Source organism: Plantibacter sp. Mn2098 (assembly GCF_049319745.1).
Taxonomy (GTDB): domain Bacteria; phylum Actinomycetota; class Actinomycetes; order Actinomycetales; family Microbacteriaceae; genus Plantibacter.
Genome location: NZ_JBMOUH010000002.1, coordinates 532,247 through 550,451, shown reverse-complemented (window position 1 = coordinate 550,451; position 18,205 = coordinate 532,247). Strand labels below are relative to the sequence as shown.

Genomic DNA, 18,205 nt, shown 5'->3' with positions numbered 1-18,205 from the left:
AGCATCGACGCCACACCGCACCAGACGAACCTCCACCGCCAGCCGATGCGCCCCGGCGACCAGACCCAGACCGCCGCAGAGCTGCAGGCGGAGTGGGACACGGACCCCCGCTGGGACGGCATCCGCCGCGACTACACCGCAGCAGACGTCATCCGCCTGCGAGGCGGCGTGCGGGAGGACGCGACCCTCGCCCGCCGCGGCGCCGAAAACCTCTGGAACCTCATCCACACCGAGGAGTGGGTCCCGGCACTCGGCGCGCTGACCGGCAACCAGGCCGTGCAGCAGGTGCGCGCCGGGCTCACGGCGATCTACCTCTCCGGCTGGCAGGTCGCCGCAGACGCGAACCTCTCCGGACAGACCTACCCCGACCAGAGCCTCTATCCGGCCAACTCGGTGCCGGCCGTTGTGCGCCGCATCAACAATGCGCTGCTGCGGGCGGAGCAGATCGAGTTCGCGGAGCGCTTCTCGGAGTCGTCGGGCGCTGAGGCGGTCGAAGGGCGACGGGCTCAAGGGATGGCGGAGGCCCTTCGACAAGCTCAGGGACCGGGGCAGGGACCAGCGGGGATCGACTGGCTCGCGCCGATCGTCGCCGATGCGGAAGCCGGCTTCGGCGGTCCACTCAATGCGTACGAGCTGATGTCTGGCATGATCCAGGCCGGCGCCGCCGGCGTCCACTGGGAGGACCAACTCGCGAGCGAGAAGAAGTGCGGCCACATGGGCGGCAAGGTCCTCGTCCCCACCGGGCAGCACATCCGCACGCTCAACGCGGCGCGGCTCGCAGCCGACGTCGCCGGAGTCCCGTCGATCATCATCGCCCGCACCGATGCCCTCGCCGCAACCCTCATCACGAGCGACATCGACGACCGCGACCGCCCGTTCTTGAACGGCGAGCGCACGCCGGAGGGCTTCCACGAGGTGACGAACGGCATCGAGCCGGTCATCGCCCGCGGCCTCGCCTACGCGGAGTACGCCGACCTCCTCTGGGTGGAATCCGCTGAGCCCGACATCGAACTCGCCCGCCGGTTCGCCGAAGCGATCCACGACCGGTTCCCCGGCAAGAAGCTCGCCTACAACTGCTCGCCGTCGTTCAACTGGCGGTCCCACCTCGACGACGCGCAGATCGCCTCCTTCCAACGCGACCTCGCCGCGATGGGCTACGCGTTCCAGTTCATCACCCTCGCCGGATTCCACGCCCTCAACCACTCGATGTTCACGCTCGCGAAGGACTACAAGGACCGTGCGATGAGCGCCTACGTCGATCTGCAGGAAGCGGAATTCGCATCGGAGACCAGCGGCTACACCGCGACCAAGCACCAGCGAGAAGTGGGCACCGGCTACTTCGACCTGGTCGCCACCGCCCTCAACCCGACGAGCGCCACCCTCGCCCTCGCCGGGTCCACCGAGGCCCAGCAGTTCCACTAGCCCTGCCGCCGGCGTCGTCCGGTCATCTGCCCTTCGACAAGCTCAGGGACCAGTCGTCCCCGGTCCCTGAGCCTGTCGAAGGGCCCGCACCACCGGTCCCTGAGCTTGTCGAAGGGCCCACACCACAGACCACAACCGCATCGGAGATCATCATGAACACGCTGCTCGACACCCGCACCCTCCCCACCACCGGGGCGATCCCGACCACAACCGCCGGCCCGGCCATCGAGGTCGCCGGCCCCATCCTGGGCCGCTACGACGAGATCCTCACTCCCGCGGCGCTCACGTTCCTCACCGAACTGCACCAGCGCTTCGCCGGCATCCGCCACGACCGCCTCGCCGACCGCATGCGTCGCCGCTTCGAGATCGGCAACGGCCGCGACCCGAAGTTCCGCGACGACACCGCGCACATCCGATCCGATGCCGCCTGGCGCGTCGCGGGAGCAGGTCCCGGTCTCGAGGACCGTCGCGTCGAGATCACCGGCCCCACCGACCCCAAGATGACGATCAACGCCCTCAACTCCGGTGCGAAGGTATGGCTCGCCGACCAGGAGGATGCCACGAGCCCCACTTGGCGGAACGTCATCGATGGTCAACTGTCCCTCCGTGATGCGATCCGCGGAGACCTCACCTTCACCAACGACGCCGGCAAGGAGTATCGCGTCACCGCGTCCGAGACCCCGACGATCGTGATGCGACCGCGCGGCTGGCACCTCGTCGAGAAGCACCTGCGCTTCATCGACAGGACGGGAGCGGCGATGGCGTCCTCCGGCAGCCTCGTCGACTACGGCCTGTACCTGTTCCACAACGCGCAGGCCCTCATCGACTCCGGCCGTGGTCCCTACTTCTATCTCGCCAAGCTCGAATCGAGCGAGGAGGCGAAACTGTGGGACGACGTGTTCACCTTCAGCGAGGAGTACCTGGGCCTCCCGCACGGCACGATCCGCGCGACGGTCCTCATCGAAACCCTGCCTGCCGCCTTCGAGATGGACGAGATCCTGTACGTCCTCCGCGACCACTGCGCCGGCCTCAACGCCGGCCGCTGGGACTACATCTTCTCGATCATCAAGAACTACCGGGGTCGTGGGGCGCGCTTCGTCCTCCCGGACCGCAGCGAGGTGACGATGACCGTGCCGTTTATGCGGGCGTACACGGAACTGCTCGTGCAGACCTGTCACAAGCGGGGAGCGCACGCGATCGGCGGCATGTCGGCGTTCATCCCCAACCGGCGAGACCCCGAGGCGACGGCGCGGGCGATCGAGAAGGTCTCGGCGGACAAGCGGCGGGAGGCCGGCGACGGATTCGACGGCACCTGGGTCGCACATCCGGACCTCATCGACACGGCCAGGGCGGAGTTCGACCGGGTGCTCGGCGAACGCCCCAACCAACTCCACCGGCTCCGGGAGGACGTGCGGGTGACGCCGGCGCAGCTGCTCGACGTGCACATCGGTCGGGCGGTGACCGATGCCGGGCTCCGCGACAACGTGTCGATCGCGGTCCGCTACCTGGACTCCTGGCTGCGCGGCATCGGTGCTGCGGCGATCGACGGGCTCATGGAGGACGCGGCGACCGCCGAGATCAGCCGTTCGCAGGTGTGGCAGTGGATCCACCAGGACGTCGCGACGGACGATGGCTGGCCGATCACCCGGGAACGGGTGGAGGGAGTGCTCGGCGAGTTGCTCGCATCGCTCCCCCGGTTCGACGGCGACCGCTTCGACGATGCAGCAGACCTCTTCCGCGAGGTCGCGCTGGAGGACGAGTTCCCCACGTTCCTGACCATCCCCGCCTACGCCCGCTACCTCGACTGACGGGTCTCCGTCCAGATCCCCCGGTCCTCGTCCCCATCCCCATCCCGCATAACTCCTTCAATCCGTCGGCGCCCATCACGCGCCCATCGCGCATAACTCCTTCGATCCGTCCGTCCGTGAAATCGCCGCCCCGGAATTCCGGGGGTCCGGGACGGGAGCGCGCCGAATTGAAGGAGTTATGCGCGATGGGGACAGATGACGGACAGCAGGATTGAAGGAGTTGTGCGCGATGCGGATGGATGGGGAGGGCGAGTCGATGGGCGCGACCGCGGACCTGACGGAGCACGACCGCGGACCTGAGGGGGTGCGACCGCGGACCTGGACGGGGCGCGACACGACGCGGAGACGGCGCGATCCTCGGAACCGGCTGACACATTCTCCACAGGGGATGCGGGGTTCGGTACGCTCGAACCGTGACCCAGACCCCACGCCTCTCCCAGAAGATCTCGGCCATCGCCGAGTCCGCCACCCTGAAGGTCGACGCGAAAGCAAAGGCCCTCCAGGCCCAGGGCCGTCCCGTCATCAGCTATGCAGCCGGTGAACCCGACTTCCCCACGCCGCAGCACATCGTCGAGGCTGCCATCGAAGCCGCCCGCGACCCGAAGAGCCACCGGTACACGCCGGCCGCCGGTCTGCCGGATCTGCGCGAGGCCATCGCCGAGAAGACGCTCCGCGACTCCGGCGTCCAGGTCGGCGCGAACCAGGTCATCGTCACCAACGGCGGCAAGCAGTCCGTCTACGAAGCGTTCCAGGTGCTCCTGAACCCGGGCGACGAGGTCATCGTCCCGACCCCGTTCTGGACCACCTACCCGGAGGCGATCACCCTCGCCGACGGTGTCCCCGTCGACGTCTTCGCCGACGCGTCCCAGAACTACCAGGTCACGGTCGAGCAGCTCGAAGCAGCCCGCACCGAACGCACCAAGGTCCTCCTCTTCGTCTCACCGTCCAACCCGACCGGTTCCGTCTACTCCCCCGAGCAGACGAAGGCCATCGGCGAATGGGCACTCGAACACGGCATCTGGGTCATCACCGACGAGATCTACCAGAACCTCACCTACGACAGCGTCAAGGCGATCTCCATCGTCGAAGCCGTCCCGGAGCTCGCCGGACAGACGCTGCTCGTCAACGGCGTCGCCAAGACGTACGCGATGACGGGCTGGCGCGTGGGCTGGACCGTCGGCCCCGCCGACGCGATCAAGGCGCTCGGCAACCTGCAGTCGCACCTGTCCGGCAACGTCAACAACATCGCCCAGCGTGCGGCGATCGCGGCACTCACCGGCCCGCAGGACGAAGCGGAGCAGATGCGTCAGGCGTTCGACCGCCGCCGCAAGCTCATCGTGAGCGAACTCAACAAGATCGACGGCTTCCAGACGCCGACGCCGCAGGGCGCGTTCTACGTGTACCCGGACGTCACGGCGCTGCTCGGCCGCAGCTGGGGCGGCGTCACACCGACGACCACGCTCGAACTCGCCGACCTCATGCTCGACCAGGCGGAGGTCGCAGCCGTTCCCGGTGAAGCGTTCGGCCCGTCCGGATACCTGCGCTTCAGCTACGCGCTCGGCGACGACTCGCTCCTCGAGGGTGCGCAGCGCCTGCAGCGGCTCTTCGCCTGACGCGGAGTCAGGAACGACGAACCGGAGAACGACAGAACGACAGAACCCCACCGGCCGAGAGGCTGGTGGGGTTCTGTTGTTGTGGGGCCCTTCGACAGGCTCAGGGACCGGGGTATGCGGGGTGCGGGGCGGGCCCTTCGACAAGCTCAGGGACCGGGGTATGCGGGGTGCGGGGCGGCTAGCGGCTGCGCTGCAGTGCGATGAGGCCGGTCGGGAACCGGTCACGCGCCGAGACGTAGACGACTCCCTTGACCTGATCGACCGCGACGCCGTACACCTTGTTCCCGAAGGCGGTGCCAGGCAGGTTCGCGATCTGCGACAGGTCGGCGGCCTTCAGGATGAGCACACCGCTCGCCTCGAATGCGGCGGACGAGTGCCCGATGTACAGGCGTCCGACGAGCGGGTCGACCGCGACGGACCGGTAGTCCGGCTTGGTCGCCGCGAGCGATGCGAGGAGTTCGAAGGTGGTCCCGTCATAGACGCGAACACCCTCAGTGCCTGCCGTGTTGTCGTTCGTCGTGTAGACCCGGTTCGCCGTGGCGTCGAACGCGATGCCGTGGGTCGTCCAGTTGGCGCCGTCGGTCGAGATCGTGGTGACCTTCGCCCCCGTCGCCGCATCCATGACCTCGAACCCGGTACCGCGGGTCGCCCCGAACACCCGCCCCGTGACGAGGTCGACGTCGATGCCGCGCACGTTCGCCGCGAAGGCGAACGGGCCGCGGGCGATCGTGCCGTCGGCGATCTTCACCACGCTCCACGAGTTGCCGTAGGCGACGTACAGCTCGCCCTTGGTCGAGTCGATGGCGACGTCGCGGACGCCCTCATCGGTGCCGCCGGGGATGACGTGCGTCGCGATGAGCTTGTCCGTGACCGGATCGATCTCCAGCACACGTGCCGGCCGCTGCTCGTTGCCGACGAACACGTGACCCGTCACCGAGTCGACCACTGAACCGACCGGCTTCGTGTCGAGGTCGGCGTTCGCCTCACTGGACGGGATCGCCGTCAGCGAGGTGGGCGTGTACGTGAGGCCCGTCGGCGGCGCCGTCGGATCGGTCGGGTCAGTCGGATCGGTGGGATCCGTCGGGTCCGTGGGATCCGTCGGGTCGGTCGGGTGCGTCGGATCGGTCGGATCCGTGGGGTCCGTCGGATCCGTCGGGTCGGTCGGGTGCGTCGGGTTCTCGACACCGACCCGCTGGCTGACCGTCACCGCGACCGGCTTCAGCTCCGACCCTGGCGGGTTCAGGCGGAAGTCGCGGTTGGAGACGAACACGCGCTGGCGCTTCTCGTCGACCGAGATGCCGTACCCGTCCTTGCCGTACTTCGGGTCCGCCAGATCCGCGAGCTGCGCACCCGTCTTCACGTCGTGCACGGAGAATCCGCCGGTGCCCGGCTGGGTGCCGGTGTAGCCGACGTACACGAGCCCGTGCGTCGAGTCGATGTCGAGCTGACGCGGGTTCGGCCGCGTCGGCGTCTCCCACAGCGGGGTGAAGCCCTTGTCCACGTCGAACGCGGCCAGGTTGATGACCCCTGGGACGTCCTCGAAGTACGCCGCAGCGACGATGCCGGCAGCCGGATCCGCCGAGACGTAGTACGCCCCGGAGGTTCCACCGACGACGCCGAGCGATGCGCCGGTCACGGCGTCGAGGACCTCGACACCACGAGACGGGACAGCGCCGTAGACGTAGCCGCGCACCGGGTCGACATCGATCGACCGGTTCGACTCGATGAAGGAGAACGGTCCGCGCACGATCTGCCCGAACGTCGCATCAGCGATCGACACGACCACCCAGTTGCGGTTCTGCTGGCCGACGTAGAGCAGCTGCCCAGCGTCGTCGATGCCGAGGTCGCGGATGTTCTCCGGGAGCGTCATCGTGCGACGGATCGTGTCCGTGTCCGGGTCGATCTCCGAGATCGTGCGGCCGTTCTGGTCGCCCAGGTACAGGACGCCCTTCGCCTCGGAGAACGCGGAGCCGGCCGGCAGCTGTGTGTTCGACGTGTTCGCGGAGGTGATGTCCGCCACCTGGGCGTACTCGTATCCGGCGTCGAGGACGCGCTTGCTCACCGTCACGGCGACGGGGTCCTTCTCCGATCCAGGCGGGTTGAGACGGTGGTCGCGGTTGGAGACGAAGACGCGCTGCTGCTGCTCGTCGACCGAGATGCCGTAGCCGTCCTTGCCGTACTTCGGGTCGGCGAAGTCGCCGAGGAGCTTGCCCGTCTTGGCGTCGTGGACCGTGAATCCACCGGCACCGACCGCGGTTCCCGTGTACCCGACGTACAGCAGACCGTTGGTGCTGTCCGAGTCGAGCTGGCGCGGGTTGGCGCGGCTGGTCGAGGACCACAGCGATGCGAAGCCGTTCTCGACATCGAAGGACTCGATGTTCTTCGCGTCCTTCACGTCGCTGAAGTAGACCGTGGAGACGAGCCCGTTGGCCGGGTCGGCCGACACGTAGTACGAGTCCGCCGTTCCGCCGATGACACCGAGCGATGCACCGGTCACGGCGTCGAGGACCTCGACACCACGAGACGGCACCGCGCCATAGACATAGCCGCGCACCGGGTCGACGTCGATCGACCGGTTCGACTCGATGAACGGGAACGGACCACGAACGATCTGCCCGAACGTCGCATCGGCGATCGACACGACCACCCAGTTACGGTTCTGCTGACCGACGTAGAGCAGCTGCCCGGCATCATCAATGCCGAGGTCGCGGATGTTCTCCGGGAGCGTCATCGTGCGACGAACGGTGTCCGTGTCCGGGTCGACCTCCGAGATGGTCCGGCCGTTCTGGTCCCCCAGGTAGAGCGCGTTCTTCGACTGGGAGAACGCGGAACCTGCCGGGAGGCGGACAGCGTCCTGCTTCGGCGAGGAGAGCCCGCCGACAACCTGGTAGTCGACGCTCTGCACTGGCGTCCCCGGGTCGGTGGGTCCGCCCGGATCCGGGTTCGGCACACAACCGAGGCACGGAACGGACGTCCCCGGCTCGATCACCTGCGGGATCGTGTCGTCGGTCACGGCCTTGCCGGCCTCGTTCTTCACGATCGTCAGACCGTCGTAGTAGACGCCGTCGGCCGTGCGTGATTCGTAGCGCAGCGAGTCGCCTGACACATCGATCAGCTGGTACAGCTCGATGTCGCCGCCGAGCTTCTTGAGGTGCGCATCGTTCTCGTTCCACAGACGCGGACCGGCTCCCGCGTACATCTTCGAACCGACGACGGACACCGCGTAGACGGGGCCGTCGTAGCTGAGCTCCTTGTTCCAGCTGACCGGGTTGCCCTTCTCGGCGTTGTTGGAGTTGCCGCGGCCGTAGTTGTGGTCGTGGCCCTGCAGCACGAGGTCGACGTTGTTCGCCTCGAACAGCGGCAGCCACGACTCGCGGATCGCACGGTTGTTCCGGCCCTCGTCGAGCGAGAACACCGGGTGGTGGAAGTACACGACCGTCCACTTGTTGGGGTTCTGCTCAAGCGTCTGCTTGAGCCACGCCGTCTGCACGGCGAGCGCCGACGCCTCGGTGATGTTGCTGTTCAGCGAGATGAACCGCACACCCTGGTAGTCGGTGTAGTACACCGTCCCCTTGAGCAGCGCCTCGACGGATGCCGAGCCCTTCGGCCCGTTGTCCGGATACGCGAACTGCGCCTGCCACTGACGGGACAGCGCCTCGCCCTCGTACTCGTGGTTGCCGGCTGCCGCCAGGAAGTTCTGCGTGCCGAAGGTGTACCCGGACGCGTCGAACACCTCGCCCCACTGGGTGTCGTCGTTGGCGTCATCGATGAGGTCGCCGGACTGGAGCACGATGCTCGCGTCCGGGCGGTCCCTGAACGCGTTCCGGATGACCCGGGACGCGTCGGACTTGATGCCGTTCTGGACGTCGCCCAGGTAGATGAACGAGAAGTCGTCCGGTGCGGCCGACGCGGTGGTGAAGTGCTGCCACTCGCTGAAGTTCGTGCCGTCGCCGACCCGGTACTGGTACGTCGTCGCCGGCGTCAGACCGGTGAACGCGACGGTGTGGAACGACTCGGTGTAGCCCTTGTCGGTGGGGACGTCGACGTTCTTCTTCGCCTGCACGGTCGTGAGGTCGGTGCGGTACGGCTGGGCCGTCGCCACACGGATCTGCGCCTGAGCCGTGTTCACCCCGGTGGAGGTGCGCCAGGTGACCGACTGCGAGGTCGCGAGGTCGCCGGACGGGGTCAGGACCAGACGGTCCGGGATGCGGGACGGGCCGTGTTGCACGATGGCGGGCACCGCCGCTGCGGCGAGCTGTGCCGTGGCCGCTTGCGCCGCGGACGCCGGGGCGGTCAGCCCCAGCGAACCGAGCAGCGCTGCGGCGACGGTCGTGACCGCGAGCGCGCTGGACAGCCTGCGGCGGGTGCCGCGGCGTGGTGACGGAGTCATGGGATGAGGCTCTTTCCTCGGGTGGAATGGGGTGGTGTCCGCGTGGGCGGACGAACGGATGCCGAACGGATTCCGGATCATGCCTCGCCTCCTGTGGTGCGGCGGCGGAAGGAGACGAACAGGAATGCTGCGGTGCCGAGGAGCAGGGCTCCTCCGGCGGCCGCGATCGCGATGCCGACACCGTCGACGCCCGTGCTGGCGAGGTCGCGCGCACCGGTCGTCGGCGAACCGACCGCGAGGATCGTGATCGGGGCGTCGATCGTTGCACCGGATTCGAGGCCGCGCACCGTGATGGTGTGTGCGCCCGGGGCGACTCCGGCCGGGATGTGGGCCTCGTAGTAATACCCGCCCGCCGCGTCAGCCGGCAGGTTGCCGAGCGTGATCGGGTCGGAGTGGAGCGTGATCTCGAGGTCCTCGTTCGGCCAGAATCCGCCGCCGCGCATCGCGAGCTTGCCACCGGCGGCGATGCCCGTCGCCGAGAGTTCGATCGGCGTCGGCTTCGCGGCCGGCTTGGGGTCCGGTTTGTCGGTCGGCGGGGTGGTGGGCTTCGGTGTGCCGGTGGGCTGGTTCGTCGGCGCGACCGTGGGCTCAACCGTCGGCTGGACCGTGGGCTCAACCGTCGGCTGGACCGTGGGCTCAACCGTCGGCTTGGGCGTCGGCGTCTCCGTCGGCTTCGGCGTCGGCGTCTCCGTCGGCTTCGGCGTCGGCGTCTCGGTCGGCTTGGGCGTCGGAGTCGGAGTCGGCGTCGGCTCAGGCGTTGAGCCGGGTCCCGGCTGCGCAGGGGTCGGCCGGACGGGCGCCTTCACATCGGCACGGGCGGAACCCGGGCCGGACGCCCACGCGACGGTCTCATCCGTGACGAGCTTCACACCGTCGTCGGACTTCGTGATCGTGAATGCGTCGTACAGTTCGCCCGTGACCTTGTGGCTCTCCACATGGATCTGGTTCGCCGTGACGTCGACGGTCTGGTACATCTGCGTGTCGCGGTTCATGCTGCGCAGGTTCGCGCCGTTCTTGATCCAGTTGTTGGACTCGACCGGGTCCGGCACGTACATCTTCGGACCGGCGATCGTGACCATGTAGACGGGACCGGTCTGGCTCGTGGCGGGGTCGGCTCCGGCTGGGAGGTTCTGCTCGTTCGCGAACAGGTTGCCTCGGCCGTAGGCGTGGTCGTGGCCCTGCAGGACCAGGTCGACGTTGTGCTTCTCGAAGATCGGCAGCCAGGCGTTGCGGATCGTCGCGTTGTCACGGCCCGAGGTCACCGAGAAGATCGGCTGGTGGAACGAGACGACGCTCCACTTGCCCGGGTTCGACGCGAGCACGCCGTCGAGCCACGCGGTCTGCGACTCCATCTCGGCGCCGTTGATCACGGACGCGTTGAGCGAGATGAACCGGACGCCCTGGATGTCGGTGAAGTAGACGTTCTCGTCGTAGACCTGCTTGATCGCAGGCGTCGTGGCCGGACCGTTCCGCGGGTACTCGAACTGCGCTCCCCAGTAGCGGGTGAGCTCGGGGCCCGGGTAGTACTCGTGGTTGCCCGGCGTCGCGAGGACGTTCATCGACGAGTTCGCGAAGCCGGCGGCTCCGAACCATTCGCCCCACTCGGCGTCGGCGACATCGGTGTCGATGAGGTCGCCGCGGTGGACGACGGCCTTGGCGTACGGACGCGCCTCGGAGGCCGCACGGAAGGAGCGGGACGCGTACGACTTGACGTCGTTCTGCGCGTCGCCCTGGACGAGGAAGGAGAACGGTTCCGCGGTCGCGGACGCCGTCTCGAACTCGAACCACTCGCTCCACGTCGTGCCGTCACCGACGCGGTACAGGTACGCGGTGGAGGGTGCGAGGCCCGTCATCGTGGCCGTGTGGTACTTGATCGAGTACCCGAGGTCGGTTGCGAATCCGGTCGTCGTCGACGCCTGGATCGTCGAGGAGACCTTCGGCGGCCCCTTCGTCGACGCGCCGAGCTGCAGCTGCGCCGTTGTGACATCGGTGGAGGTGCGCCAGGAGACGTTCTGGCTCTGGAACGGCGTCTCGGTCGGCGTCATGATGACGCGGTCAGGGATCGCCGATGCGACGTGCACCGTCGCGGGGTTCACCGGGGGCGGGTTGAGTCCACCGGCGGCGTACGCGATCCCACCTCCAACGGTCGCGATGGCGACGACGGTCGCGAGACCGCCTGCCACAAGTGCTGTTCGGGGGTTCAGGCGCGCGCGTATGCGCGCCGAGAGATCGCTCTGCATCGGGAGAGTGTCCTTCGGGGAGGACCGGCGTGACCAGCCGGTGGTGTTCGGGTCGCTGCCACGGGGAGGCAGCGTCGCTCACGCTAACGAACCCTCAATGTCCAATGGGTGTTGGATATCGACGTTCCCCCAACGTTCTCCCGGCGTTCCGAAACACCCCCCGATTTGTCGCAATCGGTCAGCTGAACTTCACCTGAGAGGGACGAACCGGCTCGCGCCGGCACGTCCCGATGCGCTAAGACTCCGCGGGTATCAGGGACGCCCGACGACCGTGCGGGACACCAGATCGACCCACGGATTGTCCGCGCTCTGCAGCGTCGCCGCATCGCACGTCAACAACAGGTTGATCAGCACGTCGCTCTGCGCCGCGACGCGCAGGCCGCTGTACAGACCGGCGGGACCGTCCGTGGTCGCGCTCGTGTACGCCATCGTCGTCACGAGCAGTTCCAGGCCGTCGCCACCGTCCGTCGGGACCGTCGCACGCCCGTTGTCGCCCACGATCGCCGTGTTCGAGAGCTGCTCGCCGAAGCGATCGATGTCGTCCAGCGCAACCGCACGGGTCGACGGGAGGTCGCCCGTCCCACCGCCGGCGGTGTTGCTCGCATCGAAGTCGATGGACTCCACCGAGTAGTTGCAGCCGATCGCGTCGTTGCTCCACGCGTTGACGCCCTCCTCGTCGAAGGTGACCTGCGTCCAGCCTTCCGGCAGCGCGACAGACACGGCGGGCGCGCCGTCGACCTGGTAGTAGGCGTCGAGCGGCAGCACACCGCCGGCGGAGTCCTCAGAGGGCGGCGGTGCGACGGACTCGCCCTGGCTCGGCACAGGGGTGGGGGCCGGCGCCGGCTCTGCGCCGTTCGAGCGGGGCGCGAGGGCGGCCGCGAGCAGCAGCGCGAGCACCACGAGGATCGCGATGATCACCACGGCGCCGCCGCCGATGACCCACCACACCCAGGCGGGGAGGCCGCGTTTCGGGGCGGGCGGGTAGGGGCCGGGGCCGTATCCGTAGGGGCCGCCTGGGCCGCCTGGTCCGACCGGAGCGCCCGGGCCGGCTGGCCCAGGGCCGTACGGCGGCTGCGCGCCCTGATACTGCGGCGGGTTCCCCTGATACTGCGGCGGGTTCCCCTGCTGAGGCGGCTGCACGCCCTGGTACTGCCCAGGCGCACTCGGGTACTCCGGCTGATTCCCCGGGTACTGCGGCTGCGAGAAATACTGCGGCGGGATCGGCTGATGCGGTCGCTGCTCCTGCGGATACGGCTGCTGCGGCGGGCGTGGTGGGACAGGCGGCACCGCGTGCGGCTCTCCCGAGGTCGGGACCGGGCCGGATCCGGGCGGCGGTTCTGGCGGTTGGAACGACATCGCTACCTCTTCTCGCACCGCACGTGAGCGACCTGCGCGTCGTGCGTCCTCAAACTCTACCCAGCCGGGAGACCCGATCAAGGGCCTTGAACACCGGCTGTTGTGTGCCACCCTCCGCCGGGCGCACACACGCCGGGCGGTGCCGGATCAGATCGCGACGCCGACCGTCACCGGCTCAGGTTGCAACAGCACACCGAACTCCGCCAGGACGCGCGCCTGCACAAATCGGGCGAGCTGGGCGACCTCATCGGCCGTCGCATTGCCGCGGTTCGTGAGGGCGAGCGTGTGTTTGGACGACACGGCGGCCCGCGAGCCGGGGATGGCGTACCCGCGGCGGATCCCGGAGCGTTCGATGAGCCAGGCAGCCGACAGCTTCGCGAGCCGTGGCTCGTGCGGCGCGGCGGGCGGGTCCACCGGTGCACCGAGTTCGAAGACGTACTCGGTCTCCGCCTCCGGCTCGATCGGCCACCACGGCGCACCGGCCGGCAGCGACCTGGCGACGTGCTCCGTCACGATCGGGTTGGTGAAGAAGGAGCCGGCGCTCGCGGTGTCGCGGTCGTTCGGGTCGAGGACCATGCCCTTGGATGCGCGCAGGGCGAGAACGGTGGATCGCACCTGACCGATCGACACGGCATCGCCCAGCTCGACCCCGAGCGCGAACGCGAGCTGCTCGTAGGCGACCGGCGCGCCGTCGCCGCCGATCCCGACGTCGTCCAGCTCGATCGTGACCGCGAGGACGATCGCCTCCCGCTCCGGGACACCGCCGCCGTGCCGTTTGAGGACGGATGTCCGGTAGCCGAGCTCCAGCTGGTCGGCCGGAACCGTGTGCACCTCGCCGTCGACCTCGTCGAGCAGATCGACCGAGACGAGCACCGAGTCGAGCTCCTGCCCGTACGCCCCGATGTTCTGCACGGGGGCGGCGCCGACGGATCCCGGGATGCCGGACAGCGCCTCGATCCCGCTCCACCCCTGCTCGACGGCGTGCGCGACGAGCCCGTCCCAGGACTCCCCCGCCTGCACGCGCAGCCGGACCTTGCCCGCCGGAGCAGGCACCTGCTCGATGCCGCGGGTGGCGACCCTGATGACCGTCGCCTCGATGTCCTCGTCGCCGATCAGCAGGTTCGACCCGCCGCCGATGAGCAGCCAGTCACCGCCATCAGCCCACACCCGGCGTGCGACATCGGCCAGGTCGGCCTCCGTCGTGCACTCCACGAAATGGGTTGCGAGGCCACCGACCTGGAGGGTCGTGTAGTCGCTGAGCCGGACAGCGGTCATCGGAGCGAGACCACGACCTGCGCTTTGCCGAGGACCGTCTGGTCCGCGAAGGTGACGGTGAGGTCGATGCGTGCCGTGCCGGCATCGGCGTCGACCTTGCCGGCCTTCGCACTGATGTGCAGCGTCGCGCCGCTCTGCGCATCGACGAGGACCGGACGGGTGAAGCGCACCTGATAGTCGAGGACCTTCGCCGGGTCGCCGATCCAATCGACGACGGGCTGCACGGCGAGGCCCATCGTGAGCATGCCGTGGGCGAGGACGCCAGGCAGGCCGACCGAGGTCGCGACGTCGTCGCGGTAGTGGATGGGGTTGAAGTCCCCCGATGCGCCGGCGTAGCGCACGAGCGAGTCGCGGCTCAGTTCGACGGTGCGCTCTGCGACGACGTCGCCGGCTGTGATGGTTGCCAGGTCGATGCTCATTCGTCTCCCCTGACGACCAGGGTGGAGATGGCGGTCACCACGTGCTGGCCGGTTGCATCGGTCATGTTCGATTCGCACGTCACCATCGAGTGGCCGCCGAGCGACTTGATGCTCGTGACCGTGAGGGTTGCCGTCAGTTCGTCGCCGGCGACGATCGGGCGGGTGTGGATGAACCGCTGGTCGCCGTGGACCACACGGCTGAAGTCGATGCCGGCGTCCGGTTCGGCCAGGAGCTGCGCGAGCGTCTGCTCCTGCACGACGACCGGGAAGGTCGGCGGGGCGACGACATCGGCGTATCCGGCGGCGCGGGCGGCTTCCGGATCGAGGTTGATGGGGTTGGTCGCGAAGACGGCCCGGGAGAACTCCCGCACCTTCTCGCGTCCGACCAGGTACGGCGGGGCGCTCGGGAGGACCCGCCCCTGCAATTCAGGATTCACAGACACCCCACAACCCTACTCGCAGCCCGCGAGGGGTCGCATATGGCTAGTCGGACGAGTCCGCAACTAGCCATTCGCGACCCCTCGCGGGATTCGGTCGGGGTTATTTTTTCGTGCCGGAGCCGAAGAGGCCGCCGAGGGAGCCGAGGATGTCGCCGAGGCCGCCGGAGGAGGAACCGCCGGACGCGGACGCGCCGCCGCCCGTCAGGCCGCCGAGGAGACCGCCCAGGACGTCGCCGATGCCGCCACCACCGGAGGAGGCCGGCTCGGCCGCCGTGGCGTCCGACGCAGCGGACTTGCCCTGGAACTGCTTCGCGAGGAAGCTCATGACCACCGGCGCGAGCATCGGCAGGAGCTTGCCGATGAGGTCACCGCTGATCGGGCTCGCCGCCGCTGCCGGCTGCGTGTTCCCGAGCGCCGCGACGACGTCCTGCTTCTTGTCGCCGAACACGTGATCTACGATCTTCTCGCCGTCAGCCGTGTCGACGTCGTCGAGCGACACCCCGCCGTCGACGAGCGACGTCCCGTGCTGCTCGACGGCCTTCGCGATCGAATCGGCGCCGCCGTCCTTCGCGTTGGCCTCCAGCCCGCCGAGCAGCGCGGGGAGCGCCTGCTTGACCGCGGCTTCCGCGGTGCCGGAGTCGACACCGAGCTTGTTCGCGATGTCGCCGATCGGCAACTGCGAGATGAGTTCTTCCAGACTGCTCACAACATCCTCGTTTCGAGCGTCGCCACCGTGGCATCGCCGGTCGCCGCCAGCGTAACGGCGCGCGTGCGCGAGCGGAAGGGGATCGACGCAGCCCACGGCATCGGCCTACGCTGTGCCGGTGGTCACTGTGCGAGATCTCCAGCTCCCCGACGGTCGGACGCTGCGCGTCCACGACGGCGGGGAGGGCGGGGCCGATGCGACCGGTGCCTCCGGCTCGTCTGCCCTCACCGTCCTCTGGCATCACGGCTCCCCGCAGACCGGCGCTCCGCTCGAACCCTTGCTGACTGCGGCCGCGGCGCGGGGGATCCGGCTCCTCTCCTATGGTCGCCCGAGCTACGGCGGGTCCTCTCCGCTGCCGGGGCGGACCGTCGGTTCGGCGGCGGACGATGTGCGGCACATCGCGGAGGCCTTCGGAATCGAGTCGATGGCGATGCTCGGCGCATCAGGCGGCGGCCCGCACGCCCTCGCAGCGGCAGCCGCGCTCCCCGACATCGTGGTCGCGACGGCGACGCTCGCGAGCCTCGCGCCCTACGAATCGGCTGCGATCGGCTCCGCGGCGGCGCCGGATCGCCCAGGTGTGATCCGGCCGTCGCCCGAGCCGGACTGGTTCGCCGGCATGGCGACGGATGGCGCGTCGTTGCGCGCCGCGGTCGAGGGCCGCGTCACGAAGGAACGGTACGAGGAGAGCGCCGATTTCGACCCGTCGAGCTTCATCGCGCGGGACTACGCGGTCCTCGGATCGTCGTGGGCGTCGCTCGGGGAGGACGTGAATGTCGCGTCCACCGCCGGGAACGAGGGTCTGATCGATGACGATCTCGCGTTCGTGGCCCCGTGGGGTGTCGACCTCGGTTCGATCGTGACGCCGGTCCTGCTCGTCCAGGGCGGCCTCGACCGCGTGGTGCCGGCATCGCACGCCGATCGCCTGCTGCGGCGCATCCCGATGGCCGAGCTCTGGCTCCGCCCCGATGACGGACATCTGTCCGTTCTGGAGGCCGTCCCGGTCGCGATGGACTGGCTGCTCGCCGCGTCGGCATCGCGTCCCTGACCCGCCGGTCCCGTCCGGCCCGTCACGTCCCGTCCGGCTGGAGTTACGCGCGGGAGCGCACCGCCTGGAGGATCATGCGCACGGCGATCACGATGAGGAACGCCGCGAAGAGCAGGTTGCCGACGAACGGCGGGATCCCGGCCGCGACGATCGCCCCGAGTGCCGTGGTGGTGCAGGCCGCGACACCGATGATCGCCGCCGCCTTGAGGTCGACGTTGCGCCGCCTCGCGTTGCCGAACGTGCCCGAGATCGCGGTCGGCACCATCATGAGCAGCGAGGTCCCCTTCGCGACGAGGTCGCTCGCCCCGAACAGGACGATGAGCATCGGCACGACCACAACGCCCCCGCCGATGCCGAGCAGGCCGGACAGCACACCGGTCACGAACCCGAGCACCACCAGGCCGATGATCGTCCAGACCGACAGGTGGATGTCGGATTCCCGCGACGGGACCACGAGGAAGAGCGTCACGATGACGATCGCGAGGAACGTGATGAACGCCCACTGCAGCACCGTCTTGGACAGTCGTTGCAGCAGGAAGCTGCCGAGTTGGGCGCCCGCGATCGCACCGACGGCGAGGCAGATCGCCGCGATCCAGTCGACGTCGCCGTGGATGGCGTAGCTGATCACACCGACGATCGATGTCGGGACGATCGCCGCGAGCGAGGTCCCGGCGGACAGCCGCTGATCGAAGCCGACGAGGAACACGAGCGCCGGGACGATGAGGATCCCACCGCCGACCCCGAACAACCCGGACAGGAATCCGGCGGCGAGCCCGATGACGAGCAGCCATACGATGCGAACGGTCGGGCTGGGAGCACTGGTCACGCACCTACCGTAGTCCCGCCGGGCGCATCCTCCGCATCCGGGTGCGGGCCGTCACGGCTGCTCAGGCGAGTTCGACGCGCGCCGCTCCGGCCTGCAGGACCCGCCAGCCGTCCGGCGTGCGGTCGAGCGTCGAGATGGAGCAGTTCTCCAGGGGCTCGATCTCGCGCTCGGCGATCGCGCTCAGGGTGAGCCTGATGAGCGTGCCGTGGCTGACGACGGCGACGTTCGCGTCCCCGTACTCCGCGGCGAGCTGTTCGAGCGCGCGCAGTCCGCGGTCGGTCACCGATTCCGCCGGCTCCATGTCCGGGTAGTCGTGATCCGGCCAGTTGGCGCGGATGATGTCGGCGTTCGCGCCCTCCGCCACGCCGTAGTGCCGCTCGGTGAACAGCGGGTAGGTGCCGCCGAGTTCGATGCCGAGGATCGAGGCGATGATGCTCGCGGTCTCCCGCGCGCGCCCGAGCGGCGAGCTGACGACGGCGTCCCAATTCCCGCCGAGGAGCGGCGCCGCGACCCTCGCCTGGTCGCGTCCCGTCTGGTTCAGCGGGATGTCGGTCGTGCCCTGCAGCCGCCGTTCGTAGTTCCAGTCGGTTTGGCCGTGGCGGATGAGGGCGAACGTCATGGGGACGCCTTTCGGGTTTCGAGCGGGGATTTCCAGCCTACCCGCG

General features: G+C 68.9%; 13 protein-coding genes. 4 read left to right on the top strand and 9 right to left on the bottom strand.

Annotation, left to right across the window (positions count from 1 at the left end):
* Nucleotides 1-45: 45 nt before the first annotated feature.
* From aceA to ACL9RL_RS05335, 3 genes are all read left to right on the top strand, one after another.
* Nucleotides 46-1,422, top strand: coding sequence for an isocitrate lyase (aceA, locus tag ACL9RL_RS05345; RefSeq protein ID WP_422779219.1), 1,377 nt, complete (start codon nucleotides 46-48; stop codon nucleotides 1,420-1,422).
* Nucleotides 1,423-1,574: 152 nt separating this feature from the next.
* Entirely contained in the window at nucleotides 1,575-3,230 is a 1,656-nt protein-coding gene (aceB, locus tag ACL9RL_RS05340; protein WP_422779172.1) for a malate synthase A, read from the top strand.
* A gap of 413 nt (nucleotides 3,231-3,643) precedes the next feature.
* A complete protein-coding gene (locus ACL9RL_RS05335; RefSeq protein ID WP_422779171.1) occupies nucleotides 3,644-4,843 on the top strand; it encodes a pyridoxal phosphate-dependent aminotransferase in 1,200 nt (399 codons plus the stop codon).
* Between the two features lie 178 nt (nucleotides 4,844-5,021).
* On the opposite strand, the gene ACL9RL_RS05330 is transcribed toward ACL9RL_RS05335, so the two are convergent.
* The 7 genes from ACL9RL_RS05330 to ACL9RL_RS05300 all read right to left on the bottom strand — a co-directional run bounded on the left by ACL9RL_RS05330 (nucleotide 5,022) and on the right by ACL9RL_RS05300 (nucleotide 15,669).
* Nucleotides 5,022-9,233 (bottom strand): metallophosphoesterase, encoded by a 4,212-nt coding sequence (locus ACL9RL_RS05330; protein WP_422779170.1) that lies wholly within the window; start codon nucleotides 9,231-9,233, stop codon nucleotides 5,022-5,024.
* 77 nt (nucleotides 9,234-9,310) lie between these two features.
* Entirely contained in the window at nucleotides 9,311-11,473 is a 2,163-nt protein-coding gene (locus ACL9RL_RS05325; RefSeq protein WP_422779169.1) for a fibronectin type III domain-containing protein, read from the bottom strand.
* Between the two features lie 252 nt (nucleotides 11,474-11,725).
* Nucleotides 11,726-12,829 (bottom strand): hypothetical protein, encoded by a 1,104-nt coding sequence (locus tag ACL9RL_RS05320; protein ID WP_422779168.1) that lies wholly within the window; start codon nucleotides 12,827-12,829, stop codon nucleotides 11,726-11,728.
* Between the two features lie 147 nt (nucleotides 12,830-12,976).
* Nucleotides 12,977-14,104: a UDP-N-acetylmuramate dehydrogenase gene (locus tag ACL9RL_RS05315; RefSeq protein ID WP_422779167.1), complete on the bottom strand. Its 1,128-nt coding sequence runs from the start codon at nucleotides 14,102-14,104 to the stop codon at nucleotides 12,977-12,979.
* The gene (locus tag ACL9RL_RS05310; RefSeq protein ID WP_422779166.1) at nucleotides 14,101-14,523 is read right to left on the bottom strand and encodes a MaoC family dehydratase; all 423 of its coding nucleotides are present in this window, start codon (nucleotides 14,521-14,523) and stop codon (nucleotides 14,101-14,103) included. The genes ACL9RL_RS05315 and ACL9RL_RS05310 overlap by 4 nt, the downstream gene beginning before the upstream one ends.
* Nucleotides 14,520-14,966 carry an FAS1-like dehydratase domain-containing protein gene (locus ACL9RL_RS05305; RefSeq protein WP_422779165.1) on the bottom strand — a complete coding sequence of 149 codons (447 nt, stop codon included), beginning with the start codon at nucleotides 14,964-14,966 and terminating at the stop codon, nucleotides 14,520-14,522. Before ACL9RL_RS05305 ends, ACL9RL_RS05310 begins: the two co-directional genes overlap by 4 nt.
* Nucleotides 14,967-15,063: 97 nt before the next feature.
* Nucleotides 15,064-15,669 (bottom strand): DUF937 domain-containing protein, encoded by a 606-nt coding sequence (locus tag ACL9RL_RS05300; protein ID WP_422779164.1) that lies wholly within the window; start codon nucleotides 15,667-15,669, stop codon nucleotides 15,064-15,066.
* 118 nt (nucleotides 15,670-15,787) lie between these two features.
* Between ACL9RL_RS05300 and ACL9RL_RS05295 the strand changes: the two genes are divergently transcribed.
* On the top strand, nucleotides 15,788-16,714 hold the full coding sequence (locus ACL9RL_RS05295; RefSeq protein WP_422779163.1) for an alpha/beta fold hydrolase: 927 nt from the start codon (nucleotides 15,788-15,790) through the stop codon (nucleotides 16,712-16,714).
* 43 nt (nucleotides 16,715-16,757) lie between these two features.
* Here the strand turns inward: ACL9RL_RS05295 and ACL9RL_RS05290 are convergent, their stop codons facing one another.
* A complete protein-coding gene (locus ACL9RL_RS05290) occupies nucleotides 16,758-17,540 on the bottom strand; it encodes a sulfite exporter TauE/SafE family protein (RefSeq protein WP_422779162.1) in 783 nt (260 codons plus the stop codon).
* Between the two features lie 61 nt (nucleotides 17,541-17,601).
* The gene (locus ACL9RL_RS05285) at nucleotides 17,602-18,159 is read right to left on the bottom strand and encodes a histidine phosphatase family protein (protein ID WP_422779161.1); all 558 of its coding nucleotides are present in this window, start codon (nucleotides 18,157-18,159) and stop codon (nucleotides 17,602-17,604) included.
* Nucleotides 18,160-18,205 lie beyond the last annotated feature (46 nt).